Annotated in this window: 15 protein-coding genes; 6 read left to right on the top strand and 9 right to left on the bottom strand. The window is 35.6% G+C overall.

Annotated elements, in window-relative coordinates; translation table 11 throughout:
- Window positions 1-75 precede the first annotated feature (75 nt).
- Window positions 76-1,032 carry a hypothetical protein gene (locus tag EHQ70_RS08695; protein ID WP_135585473.1) on the bottom strand — a complete coding sequence of 319 codons (957 nt, stop codon included), beginning with the start codon at window positions 1,030-1,032 and terminating at the stop codon, window positions 76-78.
- A gap of 298 nt (window positions 1,033-1,330) precedes the next feature.
- Between EHQ70_RS08695 and EHQ70_RS08690 the strand changes: the two genes are divergently transcribed.
- Complete coding sequence (locus EHQ70_RS08690) at window positions 1,331-1,876, top strand: hypothetical protein (protein ID WP_135585471.1); 546 nt, start codon at window positions 1,331-1,333, stop codon at window positions 1,874-1,876.
- 123 nt (window positions 1,877-1,999) lie between these two features.
- On the opposite strand, the gene EHQ70_RS08685 is transcribed toward EHQ70_RS08690, so the two are convergent.
- From EHQ70_RS08685 to EHQ70_RS08660, 6 genes are all read right to left on the bottom strand, one after another.
- Complete coding sequence (locus EHQ70_RS08685) at window positions 2,000-3,061, bottom strand: methyltransferase domain-containing protein (RefSeq protein WP_135585469.1); 1,062 nt, start codon at window positions 3,059-3,061, stop codon at window positions 2,000-2,002.
- Between the two features lie 231 nt (window positions 3,062-3,292).
- Complete coding sequence (locus EHQ70_RS08680) at window positions 3,293-4,492, bottom strand: EAL domain-containing response regulator (protein ID WP_135585467.1); 1,200 nt, start codon at window positions 4,490-4,492, stop codon at window positions 3,293-3,295.
- A 23-nt stretch (window positions 4,493-4,515) separates the two neighbouring features.
- On the bottom strand, window positions 4,516-7,023 hold the full coding sequence (locus EHQ70_RS08675; protein WP_135585465.1) for an ATP-binding protein: 2,508 nt from the start codon (window positions 7,021-7,023) through the stop codon (window positions 4,516-4,518).
- 334 nt (window positions 7,024-7,357) lie between these two features.
- Window positions 7,358-8,623: a methyl-accepting chemotaxis protein gene (locus tag EHQ70_RS08670; RefSeq protein WP_135585463.1), complete on the bottom strand. Its 1,266-nt coding sequence runs from the start codon at window positions 8,621-8,623 to the stop codon at window positions 7,358-7,360.
- A 10-nt stretch (window positions 8,624-8,633) separates the two neighbouring features.
- A complete protein-coding gene (locus EHQ70_RS08665) occupies window positions 8,634-9,026 on the bottom strand; it encodes an STAS/SEC14 domain-containing protein (RefSeq protein ID WP_135585461.1) in 393 nt (130 codons plus the stop codon).
- Between the two features lie 91 nt (window positions 9,027-9,117).
- Window positions 9,118-9,999 carry an alpha/beta fold hydrolase gene (locus EHQ70_RS08660; RefSeq protein WP_208729523.1) on the bottom strand — a complete coding sequence of 294 codons (882 nt, stop codon included), beginning with the start codon at window positions 9,997-9,999 and terminating at the stop codon, window positions 9,118-9,120.
- A 119-nt stretch (window positions 10,000-10,118) separates the two neighbouring features.
- On the opposite strand from EHQ70_RS08660, the gene EHQ70_RS08655 reads away from it, so the two are divergent.
- Window positions 10,119-10,358: a hypothetical protein gene (locus EHQ70_RS08655; RefSeq protein WP_135585459.1), complete on the top strand. Its 240-nt coding sequence runs from the start codon at window positions 10,119-10,121 to the stop codon at window positions 10,356-10,358.
- Between the two features lie 234 nt (window positions 10,359-10,592).
- Entirely contained in the window at window positions 10,593-11,507 is a 915-nt protein-coding gene (locus EHQ70_RS08650) for a hypothetical protein (RefSeq protein WP_135585457.1), read from the top strand.
- Window positions 11,508-11,606: 99 nt separating this feature from the next.
- Here EHQ70_RS08650 and EHQ70_RS08645 read toward each other — a convergent pair whose 3' ends face one another.
- The gene (locus EHQ70_RS08645) at window positions 11,607-12,578 is read right to left on the bottom strand and encodes a tetratricopeptide repeat protein (protein ID WP_135585455.1); all 972 of its coding nucleotides are present in this window, start codon (window positions 12,576-12,578) and stop codon (window positions 11,607-11,609) included.
- A gap of 90 nt (window positions 12,579-12,668) precedes the next feature.
- Window positions 12,669-13,265 carry a hypothetical protein gene (locus EHQ70_RS08640; protein ID WP_135585454.1) on the bottom strand — a complete coding sequence of 199 codons (597 nt, stop codon included), beginning with the start codon at window positions 13,263-13,265 and terminating at the stop codon, window positions 12,669-12,671.
- Between the two features lie 201 nt (window positions 13,266-13,466).
- Between EHQ70_RS08640 and EHQ70_RS08635 the strand changes: the two genes are divergently transcribed.
- From EHQ70_RS08635 to EHQ70_RS08625, 3 genes are all read left to right on the top strand, one after another.
- Window positions 13,467-13,937: a MarR family winged helix-turn-helix transcriptional regulator gene (locus EHQ70_RS08635; RefSeq protein ID WP_135585452.1), complete on the top strand. Its 471-nt coding sequence runs from the start codon at window positions 13,467-13,469 to the stop codon at window positions 13,935-13,937.
- A gap of 63 nt (window positions 13,938-14,000) precedes the next feature.
- Window positions 14,001-15,182 (top strand): thiolase family protein, encoded by a 1,182-nt coding sequence (locus tag EHQ70_RS08630; RefSeq protein WP_167481700.1) that lies wholly within the window; start codon window positions 14,001-14,003, stop codon window positions 15,180-15,182.
- Between the two features lie 326 nt (window positions 15,183-15,508).
- Window positions 15,509-18,391 carry an Ig-like domain-containing protein gene (locus EHQ70_RS08625; RefSeq protein WP_244288270.1) on the top strand — a complete coding sequence of 961 codons (2,883 nt, stop codon included), beginning with the start codon at window positions 15,509-15,511 and terminating at the stop codon, window positions 18,389-18,391.

The raw sequence follows: 18,391 nt of genomic DNA, 5'->3' as shown, positions 1-18,391 counted from the left end.
TTCGAAGATAATTAGACCTGGCTCTGAAGAAGAACCAGGTGTGAGATTATTTCTGTCCGTATCTTAGAAAAAATGTTAGTCGAGAATAAAAATAGCCTCAGCTTCGTTATATGATCCTCCACCCGGAAAGAGGCAACCGTTTTGGTTTGTTGTTTGGTTAGCAAACCCACCTTCGGCATAATAATTTCTGGTTGTTAGACCTTTGTCTCCAGGATAGGTGCAGCGACCCCTTCTCGTTGGATTGTAAACTGCCATTTGCGCCAAACAATTGTTTGTGGTCGCTGGCCCTGTTCCCATTGTATCATAACAAAGATTAAATGGCCAACCGGAATAGGTCAACTTATCTGAAGAACTTGCGACCACTCCACTATTGGCAACTTGTAAATTAAATGTTCCCCCAAGTCCATCAACGTGTTTCACCATAACATACACTGTTCCTGCGTTGAGTGACACTCGATTGAATTCTGCTCCCGTTCTTCTTTTTTCTGCAAACGGAATTAGAGTTCCATTCAAACTTGTGAAGTAATAAATATCTAAGTCGGCTAGGTCATGACCGAATGTATTAAATGTATGGATTGCTGTTGTTGCGGTAATTTGATAAAAACTTTTGTTATCTCTGCCATCAATCGGACGAAATATTCCATTCGGTTCATTGATTGGCCAGTTGAGCAGTGGTCTATACCGAACTTTGGTGGAGTAAACAACAGCACCGTTTCTTTCGACTGCAAAATCAACAGCTGAGTTTTCAAAAATTCCAGGAATCGTTGGCATTGTAAATTGGATGGTATCGGAACCAACTGCAGAAACACCTGTAGCAGCCACACCACCAACCTTAACAGTAACCCCCGAATTTTTTCCTACGAGTTCTGAATTTTGAATTTGGTTTTGTGAACCCGGGTATCCCAATTCTAGAATAAGATCGTTGGGTTGTAATAAGTATAACCCGATGAGAAGTTCATCTGTATTGGAGGAATCCTTTTTTTTACAGTGGAATAGGCAAAGAAAGATGGATATCAAGAGGATCGGTTTCATAACATAGACAAAGTTATATGGTAAGATTAAAATAGTAAATAGGAAAATTCGAACTAATGAATATTCTGTATGTCAAATAAAGCTACAAATTTAAAGCAAATTGTAATAACCTTAAGCATAAAGCTTGGATCGAACTAACGTTCGGAAAAAAAGATTCAATCGATAGAAAGATTAGATCTTGGTTCGCCAATGTTCATTTGCTCCTTTTTCTTGAAAATAAAGGAATTTTGTTAAAATGCAACTAACAGATATTACGAAATATTATTGACTCAGTTTTTTAAATGGTTCTTGTTGTTGTATGAGAAACCTTAAATTTACAGCATTCCTTTTACCTTTTTTCGTTTTCCTTAACTGCGCCACTCCCGTTATTTTGAAACAAAATATTAAGTCAAAATCCAAAAATTTGGAAATTGAAGTCGTAAAATTAACTGACGGCCCAGACAGTTTTGCCTCAGGTGGGAGAAATTTTTATCCAAATTCGAATGCGCTAAGATTAATTCATGTTACCGTTAATTTCAAAAACTTAAAAGCGGTCGATCATGAAGTGGAATTTGCCAAAATTGCTTTAGAGCCTACTTACGGAACAGTTATGGATGAAAAAGGGAAAGAAATTAAAAAGTTAAATTCTCCTGCCTTCGTTAGACATTTTGAAGTAGATCCTTGGAATGATGTAAAAGAGGATGTGTCAGGAAACAACTTTGTATCAGGGAAGGTGGAAAGAAAGCTGACTCTGAAACCAAATGAAGTTCTGACTCGAACTCTAATCTATTTTTTACCAAAAGATAAAATGCCAGAGAAATTGATTTTCTTGGATGAAAATGCGACTGCCATTTCTTTAAAATAAGATTCGATTATAGATCTCTATCTCCTTTAAAAATAGAGATCTATTCGTTTGATCGCTGATTCTTTTTTCTGATATCAAAATAGAGTATAGTCATCAGGATCTGAAGGCTATACAAGAATCTAATCAACAGCAAGCACCGGCAGCTCCATCTTCAGAAGAAGAAGTTACAGGAGTAGGGCCACAATCAAATAATCCGAAATGTTTTGATTTATCTCCGACGATTCGAAAATGATCCTTATAATGAGTTTTAGAAAGCATATCTGCTGTATTGCCACAAACTAACATTGGTTTGTCAGTAACAAGAATATGGTGATCATCAAGTTTGAAGTTATGAGGAATTCCATCGATTGTACCTTTATAAAAAGCTACTTGGCCATAATCTTCGCAGCGATCTTCTAATGGAATTTTAAACGCTCTAAACGTAATGGAATAAAAATTAATATTTCCAACTTTTTTCTCAATTTCTCCGTTTAGTAGATTGATTTTAGATTGAGAAACAACACGGAAGTCGTAGATTCCCAAGTCGGAAAGTAATCTTCTGAAATCTTCTGTATAAAGAGCTCCACCTAAACATTCACCTAATAAAATAGGATCTTGTTTGAGTTCGTCGGGAATCCTTTGGTCAGAAAAAACATCGGAAAAATATAATTCACCACCTGGTTTTAAGACTCTAAAGATTTCGGAGAAAACTAGTTTTTTGTTCGGGGAAAGATTTGTAACACAATTAGAAACAACTAAATCAATAGAATTGTCTTCGATTCCACTTGCTTTTAAATTCTCGATATAACCTTTTATAAATGATACGTTGCTTTTTTTGTAACCAAATTGTTCTCTATGATATTCAAGATAGGAATTGGCAACATCTAACTGTTCAGAAGTCATATCAATGCCAATAACGGATCCTGATTCACCAACCAATTGTGACAATAAATACACATCTCTTCCGGAACCACATCCTAAATCTAGAATATTTCTGCCTGTAAGTGCTTGGGGGAAAGGAGAACCACATCCGTAAAATTTTTCTTTCACAGTGGGATGAATTTTTGATAGTAACGGTGCATAGGTGGAAGGTAACGATTCCACGCTGCAACAGGCACTGGTTTTTAAATCTTTATTTGTTTGGAGAACTTTCCCGTAGTAGTTTTGTACCGCTTCTAATGTCTCTAATTCAATGTTTGTTGCCATTTTTTGATTCCGTAAATAAAACAAGTGTAGACTAGGTTTATTTTTTTATGGATCAAAAAGATGTAAATCGAATCATTTTTATAAGATTTTAGATTAGCTCAAAATATTGAGCTGTTAATTCAATTTCTTTACGTGTTTTTTTGATTCCGTTACTAACAAAATTGTTTATAATTTGTGAAAGACGTAGACGATCCATTTTATGTGTCTGAAAGGAAAGAGAGGAAACTTTTTCTAATGCTCTAAGTTCTCATTACAAAATTTAAGAAAATCTTTAAAACTCATTGGTTTTGCTATGTAGTATCCTTGTCCTAAATCGCAATTCATACTTTTCAGCTGTTCCCAATCTGTTTTGGTTTCGATGCCTTCTGCAGTACACTTCATTTGCAGTTTCGTCGCCATCTCTATACTTGAGTTGATTAATACTTTTGAAACGTTACTAGTAGCCATTTCACGAACAAAGGATTGATCAATTTTTAGTTCCGTAAAAGCGATACGAGCAATCTGTTGCATACTCGAATATCCAGTTCCATAATCATCAATTGACAGACCGAACCCTTTCATACGAAGGCGTGCTAGGTTTTCAAGTGCAGGCGCCATTTCTGTCATCGCTGCGGTTTCTGTGATTTCGAGTATGAAGTATTTTGGATCCACTCCTGATTCTAATACAACACGAGTAATTTTGTCGGCAAGTTTTGTATCCACTAGCGAAGTAAGAGAAAGATTTACTGAAATAGAAATTTTATGACCTTGAGCATGAAGTTCTTTACAAGCTTTTGCTGATTCTTCTAACATAATAAATGTTAGTATATCAATATTGCCTGATTTCTCTAATAAATCAATGAATGCATATGGAGCGATGATTCCACGATCGGGATGGTTCCATCTTGCCAAGGCTTCTGCACCGATCAGTTTGCCAGTGGACAATTGTATTTTTGGTTGGAAGTGAGGTTCAAAATCTCCGTTTGTTAGACCTTCCAGTACCTCTCCTAAAGTGTATCCGGATCCACCGCTATAATCGTTTCTTTGTTTCAAATCTCGAGAATTGTAAATAGTAAATAGAGTTTCTAATTGAGCTGGCGTGATCGGTTTTTCGATCGATCCAAGGAGATAAGTTCCATATGCACTCGCCATCTTTCTAACAGACTCAATTAAAGCGCCATCGAGAGCACTCATGATGATCGTTGCGATAGAAGAATGTGAGTGACCCATGTGACGAAGAAATTCCATTCCATCCATTTCGGGCATATTTAAGTCGCAAAGTATGATATCGATCTCTTCCGACTTGGAATCGTTCAAAAAATTTAATGCTTCTGTTCCTGTTCTGGCTTCTGTAACCGTCGTGGCACCTAATCGAGTTAATATATCAACAACAACCTCTCTTTGAAAATCGTCATCTTCAATCACCAAGAAATTTAATTCATTTGTAACCATACTTCCACCTGACAATATATAATTTATAGAATATCAATGAAAGATTCGATGTTTAAAACATCGCCCTTCATGATTTCAATTTCCTTCAATGCTTTTTCTACATCGTTCTCTCTGATAAATGTTTCTACTTTTATATATCCATTTACCAATTCTCTGGCACCAGCAACTTGACTTGACCCTTTGAGTCGGTGTGCCAAACGAGCAGCTTCCACTAAGTTTTTTTTGGATAGTTCATCAATTAGTTTATCTAAGTCGTTTTTGTGATGTGTTTTGAATTTTTTTAAAATAGATATTTGATCCTTTTTGTCAGATACAATATTTTTTAGTTCACTTAAATCAATTGGAGACTCTGTGCTAATGATGACATCTGCGGAATTGTTTTGAACAGGGTATATGATTGAGGGTAACCATTTTAGCAAACTTTGTCTTAGATTGGTTAAACGAGCTGGTTTGATTAAAACTTCGTCCATACCAACAGAAAGGCAATGTTCATTTTCCTCGCTCAATACATTTGCAGTATAACCAATAATTGGAATTCTTTTTTGATAACTAAAACTTTCAATATTTCTAATCTCTTTCGTTAAGGCATATCCATCTTTTATTGGCATATGACAATCAGTAATGATCAGATCATATTTATTGGTTAACCATAACATAAGAGCCTTTGTTCCATCTTCCGCACCATCAACTTGAATACCAAACATCTCAAGTTGTCGGACCAAAAGTTCTAAATTTACGGAATGATCATCCACTGCCAAAATTCTGGGGATATAAGATTCTGACCGAAAGATTGGTTCGATACTTTCTTCTGTGGCAAGTGAACCCAAATGGTTCAAATCAAGATCAATCGTTGGTAGAGATAATGTAAAACTAAATGTAGAACCAATTCCTGGTTTACTATCAATGGTAATGTTACCATCCAAAAGGTCTGCTAAACGTCGGCTAATCGCAAGACCAAGCCCAGTCCCTCCATATAATCTTGCTGTATCAGCAGTGGCTTGTGTGTAAGTTTGAAACAATCTTGATTGGTCTTTTTTACTGAGCCCAATTCCTGTATCAGTGACTGAGAATTGAATTTGTTGTGCATGGGTAAGATTTTTAACTAACTTGGCTGAAACTTTTATATTTCCTTTAGCGGTAAATTTAATTCCATTGCTGACAAAGTTATTTATAATTTGCGAAAGTCTCAATGGATCCATTAAATGTGCATTTGCAATATTTTCATCGATCGTATATGATAAAATCAAACCCTTCGAACTTGCGATGTGCGCATAAGTTGTGACTACGTCGGATAGAAGTCGACTAATGGATGTTGGTTGGAGTGATAATTCTAGTTTCCCTTCTTCAATTTTTGACCAATCAAGAATATCACTTAAAATACGAAGTAAACTATTTCCTGATGCCAATGCATTTTGAACCATAGTTTTCTGGTCAATGCTCAAAACTGTTTGAGTGAGTAGTTCTAACATTCCAATGAGACCACTAAGTGGAGTGCGAATCTCATGACTCATTGTGGCGAGGAAAGAATCTTTTGCTTTATTTGCAAGCTCTGCATTCTCTTTTGCTTTTTCTAAAATGGCTTTAGCCGCAAATTCTTCTGAAATATCACGAAAAACTAAAATGGAACCGATGATGCGACCAGCTTTGTTACGTATTGGCGTATAGTTTTCTGAGATGTTGATTTTTCTTCCATTGCGATGGATAAGGATTGAGTCTTGTTTCTCACTTTTTGGATTTCCGGTTGATAATACTTCATATATAGGCACCGCTTTCGGTGACTCGGATTTTATTTGAATCAATTTCAGTATTTCATTAACGTTATGACCTAAAGCTTCTTTTTCTGTCCAACCAGTTAATTCTTCTGCAACAGGATTCAAACGGTTTACAATTCCATTTTCATCAGTAGTGAGAACTGCATCACCTATTGCACTTAAGGTGATAGATAGGTTTTGTTCGCTGATCAAAAGAGCTTCGTTTTTTTCGATGACCTCTTTTGCGCGTGTGTAAACTTCGGATTCCATTTTGGCAATCCGCTCTAACATATCTTCGGTAATTCCTGACTGTTCTAGTTTTTGTTGTTTGAGATAAACAAATTCTGTAACATCTTCTGCTCGGTGAACGATACAGATTAAGTTACCATCTTCATCAAATACAGGTGAGTTTCTAGGACTCCAATATCTAACTTCAAATCCACTTCCATCGGGTTTGGGAATATCATACTTCTGCATTGTCATTGTGCTTGCAACTTTGTAGTTAATCACTTGCATCAGAGAAAATCGAAGTTGTTTGACTCCATCCGCGTTTGGATCACTTGGGTTGTCTGGAAATATTTCAAAAATATTATGTCCGATTACTTTTTCTCTTTCTATCAGAGTGGATTTCGCATAAGCATCACTGATATCGATGATATCAAAATTTAAATCTAAAAGCATGTAAAGTTCGGGGAGAGCTTTGAAGATGGTTTGGAAGTTGAATTGTGGTTTGGTATTGTCTTTGGAAGCCGTCTCTGACCTAAGCTCTTTTGTATCCATGTCTTTTATTCCATAGCAGATGTAAAAAGCGTAAAGAGAGATTGTATCGTAAAAATTGAATATAGGCAATCATAAAATATAACTTTTGTGAAGTGGTAATTGTAATAAAATTTATGATAAATGATTTCTGTTTTGAATTCTTCTCTAGTACAAAAACTAATGAAGTTTTAAAAAAAAACTAAAAGAATATTTTTTTTAAAAGCGATGCAATAAATAAAAAGTAGGTTACACGAACGAAGTTCATAAATAAAGGAAAATCAGAGTTTTTAAAGTTAAACGGCTAAACGGATTGAACTCATTAGGATTGTCTAATATACTTTTTTTGACTTTTGTTCTATTTGAAAAGTAGAATGACGCCACCAATGTCATTTGTGGTGGATCTGATTTTTTCTAACAATTTTGATAAATTTTCGCCTTCAGAAAAAGTTGCATCAACACTTGAATCCATCGCATGAGCCACATCGGAGATCAATTTTTGTGAGTTATTTTGATCGCCTATGTTTTGTTTTATTTCCGCTAACATACGAGAAAGTTGTTCAGAATCATATAATAACTTTTCTTTGATTTGCATTTGTTTTGTTGCGGATTCAGAAATGAAATCTATTTTTTCAAAAATTTGTTTTACTTCACCAATGATTTCTTTGTAAAGTTGATTGGTTTCATTAATTTTCTGGCGATTGAGTGTGACTTCTTCTTTGTTTCGTTTTACATTGCTATCAATTTCTTTAATGCTATTTGAAGTTTGCGTAGCTAGTTTTGAAACTTCTTGGGCAACAACAGCAAATCCACTTCCATATTCGCCTGCTCTCGCCGCCTCAATGGATGCATTCAGTGCAAGTAAGTTGACACGTTCGGAAATTTCTTTGATGACGACGACCATTCCTTCAATTTTACCAGAACTGGTCGCAATGTTTTCAATGACAGTTGCCATTTCTTCCATTGCTTTGTTTCCCTTTTGGATTTTTTCTGAAATGCCAAATGTTATTTTTTTGGACAGGTTGCTGTTTTCTTCTGACTCATTGATATGATCTGACAAAACTTTTATACTTTCAGAAACACGAACTAAAGTTGAATAATTATTTGTAGATGCATTTTCAATATTTGTCATGTTGTCCGTCATTTTTCGGACTGTTGCTTCCAGATTTTGTGAATAATCTTTTTGTCTGTTTAAACTAGAATGAAAAAATTCATCTGCCAATTTTGCATTATCAACAGATGAGGATAGACCTATCGTTGCATCTTTTAAAAGTGCAATGATATCTTGGAATATATGTAATAATTCGAATAAAGAGATTAGGATAGAATCGACTTCGTTGCGTTTTTTTAGATTCGATTTTATAGAAGTTTCAACATGCAAATTGCCATTGATAGCTTGTGAAATCGTTTTTTTAATGATCAAAAATTGTTTTTTATATTTCTTTATCTGTAAAAGAGCAAATGGTATTGTGATTGTAGAAAAAACAAGACAAGCCACTAACAAAACAACCATTATCCCATTTGGGTTTGGTATACCAAAAAGTTGGTATACCAAAGCTCCAAGTTGTGTAACAAGCAGCGTTAGTGATAATACAGTGTATTGAGTTGTTTTACTTTGTTTCATTGAGTGGAATCTAAACTGAATCCAACCATTGGTATCCTTCTTCAGGTGTTTCAAATATCTTTACTTCAATTCCATTTGTAGCAAAAAAATCTACCAAGTTTTTTTCAGACATCGCTGATAGAGCTGATTGCGGTTGAACAAGTGCCCATTTTTTCCAACCGGCTTTGATTGCTCGTGGAGTCCAATCGTTGTTCAGCCATTCTACATCTTCTGCAGTATGGGTACCCATGTTGCGATTGTCGGACAACCACTTAACGGCTTTGTTTTGAATGAGTGCCTCAACACCTTTGTCTAAACTATCTTTTAAATTGGCCCCAGTGTTTTTCCCATTCTGTGTAAGAACAACGATCTTTTTATCTTCTAGGTATTCTGTCACAGCTGTAGGGCATTGAAATATAATCATTCGGATTTATCCTTCTCGTTGAAGTGATTGGTTTTTATTGAGACGAAAAATGCAAGGTAATTCTAATTCGATGTTTCCATTTTTTTAACTCTCATTCATTAAAAAAATGAATCATCTTTGGGAGAAGAATTTTTGTATCTACCGAATGATCTTGTTTAGGAATTTCTTCTAATGCGGAACCTTGTATGTTTTGTCCGAGTAAATGAGCTACCCTTTTGATTTCTTCTGGACTTTCTTCACCATAAGCAATAGAAATCGGAACTTTAATCTTAGATAATCTTTCTATAGGAGGTAAATTCTCAGTTAAAGTTATATCATAAAGAAGTGTTGGTGCAAGTTGAACGGTTCTTTTCCATCCTGGAGTGAGTGGTAATAAGAAAGTAAATATCCTCGGCATACCGATGGAAACTAGAAACTCATCAATTGCTTGTGAAAATTTTTTTTCAGCGAGTAGGTTTTTGATATTTTCTTTTGTAAGTTGATAATTTTTAAATTCTTTTTCATTAGAAACATAGGGCGGATCATACACATAAGCTTTTTTAACTTTGTTAGGTAAGGTCAAACTTGTTTCCATCGCTAATACTGCACCAGAAGAATGTCCATAGATATATGCTTTACCACCTGCGGAATCAATCAGTGCTTCTATATCCTCAACTTCAGATTGGATCAAATATGTTTTTGTATCTCCGCTATCACCTCTACCACGTCTGTCGTAATTATAAACAGTAAAATTTTGACTAAGAGTTGCTGCGTCATCAATGATCGGTTGGAACTTTCGATGGCATATAGCTCCTGTAATGAAAATAAGTGGTGGGCCAGATCCAGTTTTTTCATATGCAATGACGGTTCCGTCTTTTGAAATTACCTTTAAAAATGGAGCGTGATCACCAGAGGATTCGGCGCAGGTCGTGGAAGTCAGGGCAAATATCGAAATCATTGTCACAGTTAATAAAGCTTTTATTTTTTCTTCCATAGGGTTCTCTTATTTGTAGAATTGCAAAGTTGTTGTAAGCAGTGCTATATATCTTGCATTTTATGGAAAAAGTGGAAAGTATTTTTTGGATGATTCTTTGATTAAGGTTGGGGATGATTATGACAGAAAAAAGATATTGGAAAAATTCGGAACCATATCACCTAGTGGAAGTGATCCTAGAAGGAAATAGTGTCATCTTTAAAGATTGGTTCGATACCGGAAAAGATCCCAATCGTTATGATTGGAGTTGGGATGAGTTTTTGACTGGTAAAGGAAAATCGGATATTGAATATTATTTGGGAATCAGTGCCTACCAAGAAATTTTGGAAGAGGTAAGGTCTCGGTTGGAAAAGGAATAGAATTTTGTCTCTTTTACTTTTTGGTCATTCAAAAATAGTCATTGTTTCCTTTATTTTTAAAAAACTTAAATGAGAAAAGATTTTCATATTTCCATTTGTTGTCTATCTTTTGTTAGATGGTTGCCTTTCTTTTTCTTTTCATTTCTGTTGGTATCTTGTCAAGATAAACAAATTTTTCCCAATGGTTTGGATTCAGTTACAACAGGCTTCGAAAGTAAAGATAAAAAGCAATTATTGAACTCCAATTGTTTATCTTGCCATAACGAAATAAAAATACATAAAGATAGACATTCTTTTTCTTGGAAAAGTGAATTATTTCAGGAAGCGATTCAAATTGAAAATCGCCAATGGTGTGTCCATTGTCATGCACCATTAACATCTCAAAAAGAAATTTATTTTCGAAAACTCCGAGGTGATTCAAATTTATCTGATTTGGATCTTCGGCTATTAGATGAAGGAATCAATTGTGTATCTTGTCATGTTCGAAATGGAAAAATTCTTGGTTCTCAAAATAGTAAAAATGAATATCATGAAGTAGTAGAATCTAATATTGGTAAGTCAGAATTTTGTGCCAATTGTCATCAGTTCAACTTCCCAGTCTTTAATGGTGATTCCATTCGTTATACCAATCATCCTATGCAAAATACTTATGAAGAGTGGAAATCTTCAGGAAGGGAGGAGAGTTGCCAATCCTGTCATTACTCAAATCACAATCTAACTGGTCCTTATGATAAAAAATGGTTTCTGGATCAGTTTTATGATTTTGGGGTGGATTCCGAGGATGGGGTTCTATTTATTTCTTTTCGTATGACAAAAGGGCGTGGGCATCAGTTGCCTTCCGGTGATTTGTTTCGATCACTTGCAGTGGAAGTGAGTAAAGACTCTAAATTCGAATCACTTACTGTTTCGAAACGATGGTCAAGGAAATATGAAACCAAACATGGTAACATTCGAGAAACCATAAATAAGGTGTTAACAGTAGATACTTCACTGCTTTTTTCCAAAAATACTATCAATATCGTATTCGATAAACCAACACATTCTCCGAGTTATGTGAGGTTGGTTTATTACTACCATGATCCTTTTTTAGGAGGGAAATCAAATGCAAATGTTTCCCCTCTAGTGATATTCCAGAAAACGATCTATTGAACTTTATAATCCTCTAAATCTTTGGGATAAAAATTGGGATCACATTCCTTTGGTTCGCCGGCAGGGAATTTTTTAAAAGTATAAGTTTGAAAATCATCTTTATTTTTTTTCTGGTTTAGCATTGATAGCTTCATAAAGATCCTTATAAGAAAAGAATTGTTTGTAATTTCTCGTATTTTTTTTACACTCTGCAAATTTTGGTGTTCCATAACATTCGGTTGGAACCTCTGATCCATCATAGTGTTTTCTTAGTTTAGCTGTTGTCTCATAGTTTAAAAAACAAAACTCGGTAAAATGTGTCTCAACTTTATTGGAAATTAATTCCCATCTTCCTCTGCTGAAACCTTTGTATTTTTCATTGCAATCGTATTCATGTCGATGAATGAAGTAACCATTTGAACAAAGGTAATACGAATCACCAGATCTTGGGCCTTGTTCATAAATTTCACCAATTAACGTGGATTTTGTGATATTGTGTGCTTTTAAAAGTCCATTTAGTTCCTTGTCCCAGCCCGAAAGTCTTCTTAAGTTCTCCAAGTCAGGATCTTTTTTAATTTGTTGGATTGCGGAATACCCATTTTCAATTGCCAAATGTAAATTGGCTTTGGATTCTTCTAATTGATTCAATCTGCTGTAGGCGCAAGCTAAATTGTAATAAACAAGGGCTTTATTGCTATCATCAAATTTTAAAGCAATTTTATAGGCATTGATTGCATCTGGTATTCTGTGGGTATTTGTTAGGCTATTGGCATAATGGTAATAAGTAGTAGATGTTGGATATATTAAGATTGCTTTTATATATTCCTCAATAGCTTTAATGTCATTTTTTTTCCTATAAAATTTTATTCCCATTTCCGTGAATGAGTTTACTTCATTCTCTCGTTTTTCCCTTTCTCGCCATTTAATATCTTTGTCTTTTTCGTTCCTATAATTTTCCACCCATTCTTCGATGAGAATATTTTTCTCTTCCATTACTTTTTCGGCGTGTAAAAGTTGAAAAGTAATTATTGGGGCAAAGGTGAAAGAAATAATAAAAAACAAATTTTTTATTATGGAAAAAACAATATTCATTCACTGATTCTTTCTGAATAAAGTTTGAATTCAATAAAAAATTTGTTTTTGCTAGATATGGTTGTAGAAAGTTTTTGGTACTGCCTATTGTTAAGGTTCCGATTCAAAAACATCATCTTCCATAAAATCATAAGTAGTAAATCCTAATAGAAAGTCTGAGAATTCACTGAAATTAAATCCGGCACGAACACCTAAAAATAAACCTAATGAGACTTCGAAGCTTACGGGTTGGTTGCAGTGTTTTTTACCTGAACTATTTTTTTTATCTGTAAAAAATACTAACATCATTACGTTGGATGCATCATAAGATTTCTGACGACTTCTTTTGGAATCAGGATAAATAGGTCTGTGTTGGTTTGAATTGATCAATAGAAATGAATTTCCCATTTGGTTCGTAAAAGTTTTGTTACTTGTTCCCCCAAAGATTCCAATATCATCAACACCACCAGCTTTATACAAACCAAGATGTCCATTCCGTATTCCAATGCCTTTTGCATTTTGGTTGATATGGGCTCCACCACCTATACACCAAAGCCAAAACCCAGCACCATAGTGATTTGTTTCAACTCCAAGAGTAAAAGAGTCTGATAAATCGGCACCTCGATTTAAAAAATAATTCCCTGTGGATTGGCAGGTGAAAAAGGTAAAAATAAAGAGAACAATCGTTAGTGGCTTAAAACGAGGCATTAGTTTGTTAAAAAAATCATAATATAAGAAAAAGTCTAGATGTTTATTGGTGAAAGTTATCGATCGAGAGGAAAAAAACGAGTAGAATAAAAAATTTTTGCCAATTGGCCGAAAATCTCGAATTTTCCTTTAGTTCAAAAAATTATTGTAGTTGACTAAACAATGTATATACACTATATTTTTGATAAAGGCATTTGAAATATGAAATTTTCCCAAGAAGACTTAAAACAAATCGGATCGTCCTGTTTGAATTTAAGCCTACGAAGGACAAGCCGACTGATCACCAATTATTATGATTCAATGCTAAAGTCCTCAGGTCTTCGAATCACTCAATTTACTGTCCTCTCAAGTATTGCTTATGAAACGGATCCCAGTATTACCGATTTAGCGCGGCTTACCGATATTGATAGGACAACTTTACAAAGAAGTTTGGACATTTTGAATCGAGACGGTTATATCAAAATAGAAAAAAAAGAAATTGGGAACGTCCGTAGTATATCCCTTACAAAAAAGGGAGAGATCACATTGGCAAAGGCAATTGAACTTTGGAAAGAAACACAAAAATCAATCACAGAGGAACTCGGAAAATCAGAATTCAAACAAACTTTAAAAATTCTTTCCGAATTACGGCATCTTCCGGTCTTACAAATAGACATTTCAGGTGAAAAATAGAAAGTTTAAGTGTGTAAATGATCAAAATTTATGAGTATATAGTGTATATGCACTATTAAGGAGTTGGATATGGTAGTAGTTTTGGATGGAGTGAGAACTCCCTTTGGAAAATTCGGTGGTGGACTAAAAAGTTTTAGTTCTTCGGATCTTGGAGTCATTACTGCCAAGGAAACGATACGTAAAACAGGATTGGATCCGGAAGAGATTGAAGAATCAATTTACGGCAATGTGATTCAGGACGATAAGGATTCTGCGTATTTAGCAAGACATATCGGACTGAAATCGGGTCTTAACGAAAGTTCTAGTGGCCTTACTGTGAACCGTTTATGCGGATCTGGAATGGAAAGTGTCATTATCGGTTCACGCAAGATTCTTTCGGGAGAAAACAAACTAATCCTTGTTGGTGGAACAGAATCCATGAGTAATGCTCCTTTTGTTTTAAAAAATTTACGATGGGGGAATAAGTATGGAGAGACACAAGTAGAAGATCGGTTGGCTCAAAGTCTAACAGATTGTTTTGCTGATCTTACAATGGGGCAGACGGCAGAAAACATTGCTACCCATTATAAAATTTCTAGGTCCAAACAAGACGAATGGGCTGGTATCTCTCAAGTTCGGGCAGAGAAAGCAAGTGAAAGCGGAATTTTTTCTGATGAAATGATTCCAATCCTTAGCAAAGACAAAAATGCACCTCTCATTCAAAAGGATGAGCAGATACGAGGATTATCTTGTGTTGACCAATTACAAAAACTTCCCACAGCATTCTCTAAAGACGGAACGGTTACTGCAGGGAATGCATCAGGGATCAATGACGGAGCCGCTTCTCTATTAATCGCTTCTGATGAGTTGGCTCGAACTAAAAACATGAGTCCACTCGCTAAAATATTGGGATATGCGAATGTTGGTTGTGACCCGAAAATGATGGGACTTGGTCCAGTATTTGCTATTCCAAAAGCATTACACAACGCAGGTGTTCGTATCGAAGAAGTTGATTTGTTTGAAATCAATGAAGCATATGCCGCACAAACATTAGCAGTCATCCAAGAGTTGCATTTAGATCCAGAAAGAACAAATGTTAATGGGGGAGCCATTGCCATTGGGCATCCACTTGGTGCTAGTGGAGCCCGCGTGATCCTGACTCTTGCCTATGAATTGAAAAGAAGGCATTTGCGATATGGAGTGGCCTCTCTTTGTATTGGTGGGGGTCAAGGGATTGCTATGGTTTTAGAGAATCCAGAATACTGAACTGATGGCGAGTTTCATGTTGGATATGGTTAGGAATGGAACTCGCTCTTTACCTTAGATTTTATTTGTAAATATTTCTCGCAAAAAGATAACAAGTATTAGCTTGTTTCGGTGATTTTCCTAAGACAAAAGGTGAGTCTTGACTCATTAACCAATGTTCTCTTTTCCAAAACATTTTTAACGGTTTTTGGGGCTTTTGAAAACGTTTTTAGCGGTATTTCATAAAAATATAATTTTCTAAATATATTTTATGTTGAGCTAGTCTTCGCAAAAATATCACATTGCACCTGTTAAGAAAATTATATGCTAAAACTTCGGAGTCGAAAATGGAACGTTTCTTTAAAAGGTTATGCGTTAGCCTTACTTTAGGTATTGTATCGACTGTATTTTTATCCTGTGCAGCTTTTATGGACGGGGATGGAAATTTTAATCTTTTCCAATCGAATAAAAATCAAGACGCCTTACAATTAAGGAATCAATTCCTTATGGCATCTGTTTACTTTTTAGGCAATGGATCTGTTTCGAGAACCATTGGAAAAAACGGTGGTACGATTGAAAACCAAGCCTTTTCCTTAAACATTCCTCGAGATGCGTTATCTGGTGATGTGGTGATCACTATGCGAGTGGAAGAAATGAAAGGAACTGATATTCCTGGAATGACTCCAGTCGCTTCTAAGTTGATACTAGAACCCGAGGGCACAAGTTTTTCAAAGCCAGTGACTCTGACTACCAAATATGATCCTAAATCTGTTCAGTCTCAAATTCAAAACGAACTCACTCAAATTTATTATTTTAATCCTGCTACAAAAGAATGGGAACAACAGAAAACAAGTGTCGATGCCATTGCGGGAAAACTCTCCACAGAACTAAACCATTTTTCCATTTATGCAGCACTCCATGTAAATATTGAAATGATTGTAGCTAGGGTCATCACGGATTCAGCAGCGATTCGCATGGCCACTGTACAGTTTCGTAATTATTTGAATGATATCAATCAACTCAGCAATCGAAATCGTTTTTATTCCTTATTCGCTAGAACTTTTTTACCATTTATGAATATTGTTAAAGTAGAATATGCTCCGGGAACGGATCCATTAAGACTAGCATTCCCTCTTGATGATTTTGATCAGGATGGAGCTCCTAATATCATTGATTCCTTTCCTTATGATCCAACCAATAACAATGATACGATCGCTCCACAGATTGTTTCTGGAACTCCTAATACAAATGTTCTCCCTTTACAACCTGGAAATCTTTTTACCGTTACTTTCAATGAGCCAGTAAACGAATTGACGGTCATTCATTCTGGCTTTATCTCTAGAGATCAAAATCTCTATGTTCCATTAAGATTTGTGTCGATTTCCTTAGACAGAAAAATTGTTACCTATAAAAACGAATTCACCCTCGACTCTGATGCAAACTATGCTTTGTATGTAAACGGAGTTACCGATGAAATTGGTAATTTGGAAAATGGATACCGATTAGTAACATCCTTCCATACTGTGGATATCATTTCACCAATGGTAACTTCTATTGAACCAGAGGGACAAGATGTAAACCCCAACATCACCGAGTTTAAAATTCATTTTAGTGAGCCGATGGATCCAGCTACGATAAAAGGATTTGGGTTAGTTGGTTATGGTGATCCTGAAATCATCTTCTCCTCTCTAAGTCCAGACCAAAAAACAGCAAATTTTACCTTCAATCCTTCTAAACCATTACGGAGTGATTCCGCATATCTCTTGGTTTCTTCTTCAGAGGCAAAGGATACGTCTGGCAATTTGTTAGCTGTGTTAACCAAACAGTTCTTTTTGATTACAGAAGATACCGAAGCACCTTACATCCGTTTGATCCTTCCTGAAGGCGAAAGAGTGGATCCAACAGTTACTAGTTTTCGCGTGGATTTTAGTGAAGCATTGAATAGTTCTAGTATACAGAATAAGTTTATTTTAAGGGCCAAACAGTCAGGTTCTTTAATAGCGATTAATTCTGTTGATTACGATAATGCAAACCTTCGAGTGAATGTACATTTTCCAGCAAACTCACTCGTTGAAAAAACCGAATACGAACTAGAAATTCTACCTGGCATTCAGGATCGTTTCGGAAATGCGATGACAACAGGAAAACTTCATCCATTTAGAACCACTGATGTCACTCCTCCACTAGTAACTTCAGTTTCTCCCGATCATGAGAGAGATGTTTTTTACTTCAGCGGCATTAACATAAAAGTTAAGTTTAGTGATGTCATGGATAGAAACTCTCTAGAATTCAATTCCCTTCGTTTGGAAAATCTTTCTGATGGAGGTTCTCAATACGTAAATTTGACATCTTACGATCCTGTAATCGGCGAGGCCATTTACCACTTGAATCCAGATCAAGTATTGAGTGATAAGGAATACGAGTATACAATACCTTCAGGGATACGTAATATTGATGGAATTGCATCCGTCACGACTGCCGCTTCTCGTTTCTTTACGACTGCCGATAGGTTGACTCCTTCTTTACCAAGAATTAACAACGTGAATCTTGTGAATTGCCCGAATAATGCTAAGGTAAATCTTAACTTTTCAAGGTTAATGGATTTTGATAATGTTAATTCTAACCCGCCAGCTTACTTAAAACTCAATTTAAGGATTCCTGAACTCTACAAGTATGACCGACAGACAAGCGCTATCTGTAGTTGGAGAACGGTAGAACGTAGAATTGAGAACCCTGATTTTAGGAATTGTTTGAATCTTTCAGCCGTCATTCCTTATGGGTATCTATGCATTTTAATTCCTCAGCAAATTTCGGTTTATGATTCTGTTCCCGTGTATTGCACTGTTCCTGATGTTGCGTTGACTTACACAAACAAAGATATTCGTATCCAATTTGACAAGGGAGCGTTGAACAGAAAGGCTGCCGTTTACAAATACAATGCAAACCTCAAGAAAGCGGTATTTGACACTCAGTGGACTAATGCTTCTGTCCAAGATGGAAAGATTGTGACCTCCACTAGTTTTTATTGTCCAAACTATGGTGGGCCTTTGAACATTACTCGTTGTGATTACTCTCCAAGTGCAGTGTATCAAATGGAAGTTTCTGATCCTTGGTCAGTAAGAGGAAAATTTTTCGATGTCGATAACCAGGAGCTCATTTTCAGTGACAACCTGACCATTCGTACAAACCAAAAGTTGTTAAATCCAATATCAGATGAGTGCGTGGAGTAA

The organism is Leptospira congkakensis (assembly GCF_004770265.1).
In the GTDB taxonomy this organism is placed as follows: Bacteria; Spirochaetota; Leptospiria; order Leptospirales; family Leptospiraceae; genus Leptospira_A; species Leptospira_A congkakensis.
Note: the sequence above shows the minus strand (reverse complement) of the source record. Positions and strands in the feature narration are given on the sequence as shown.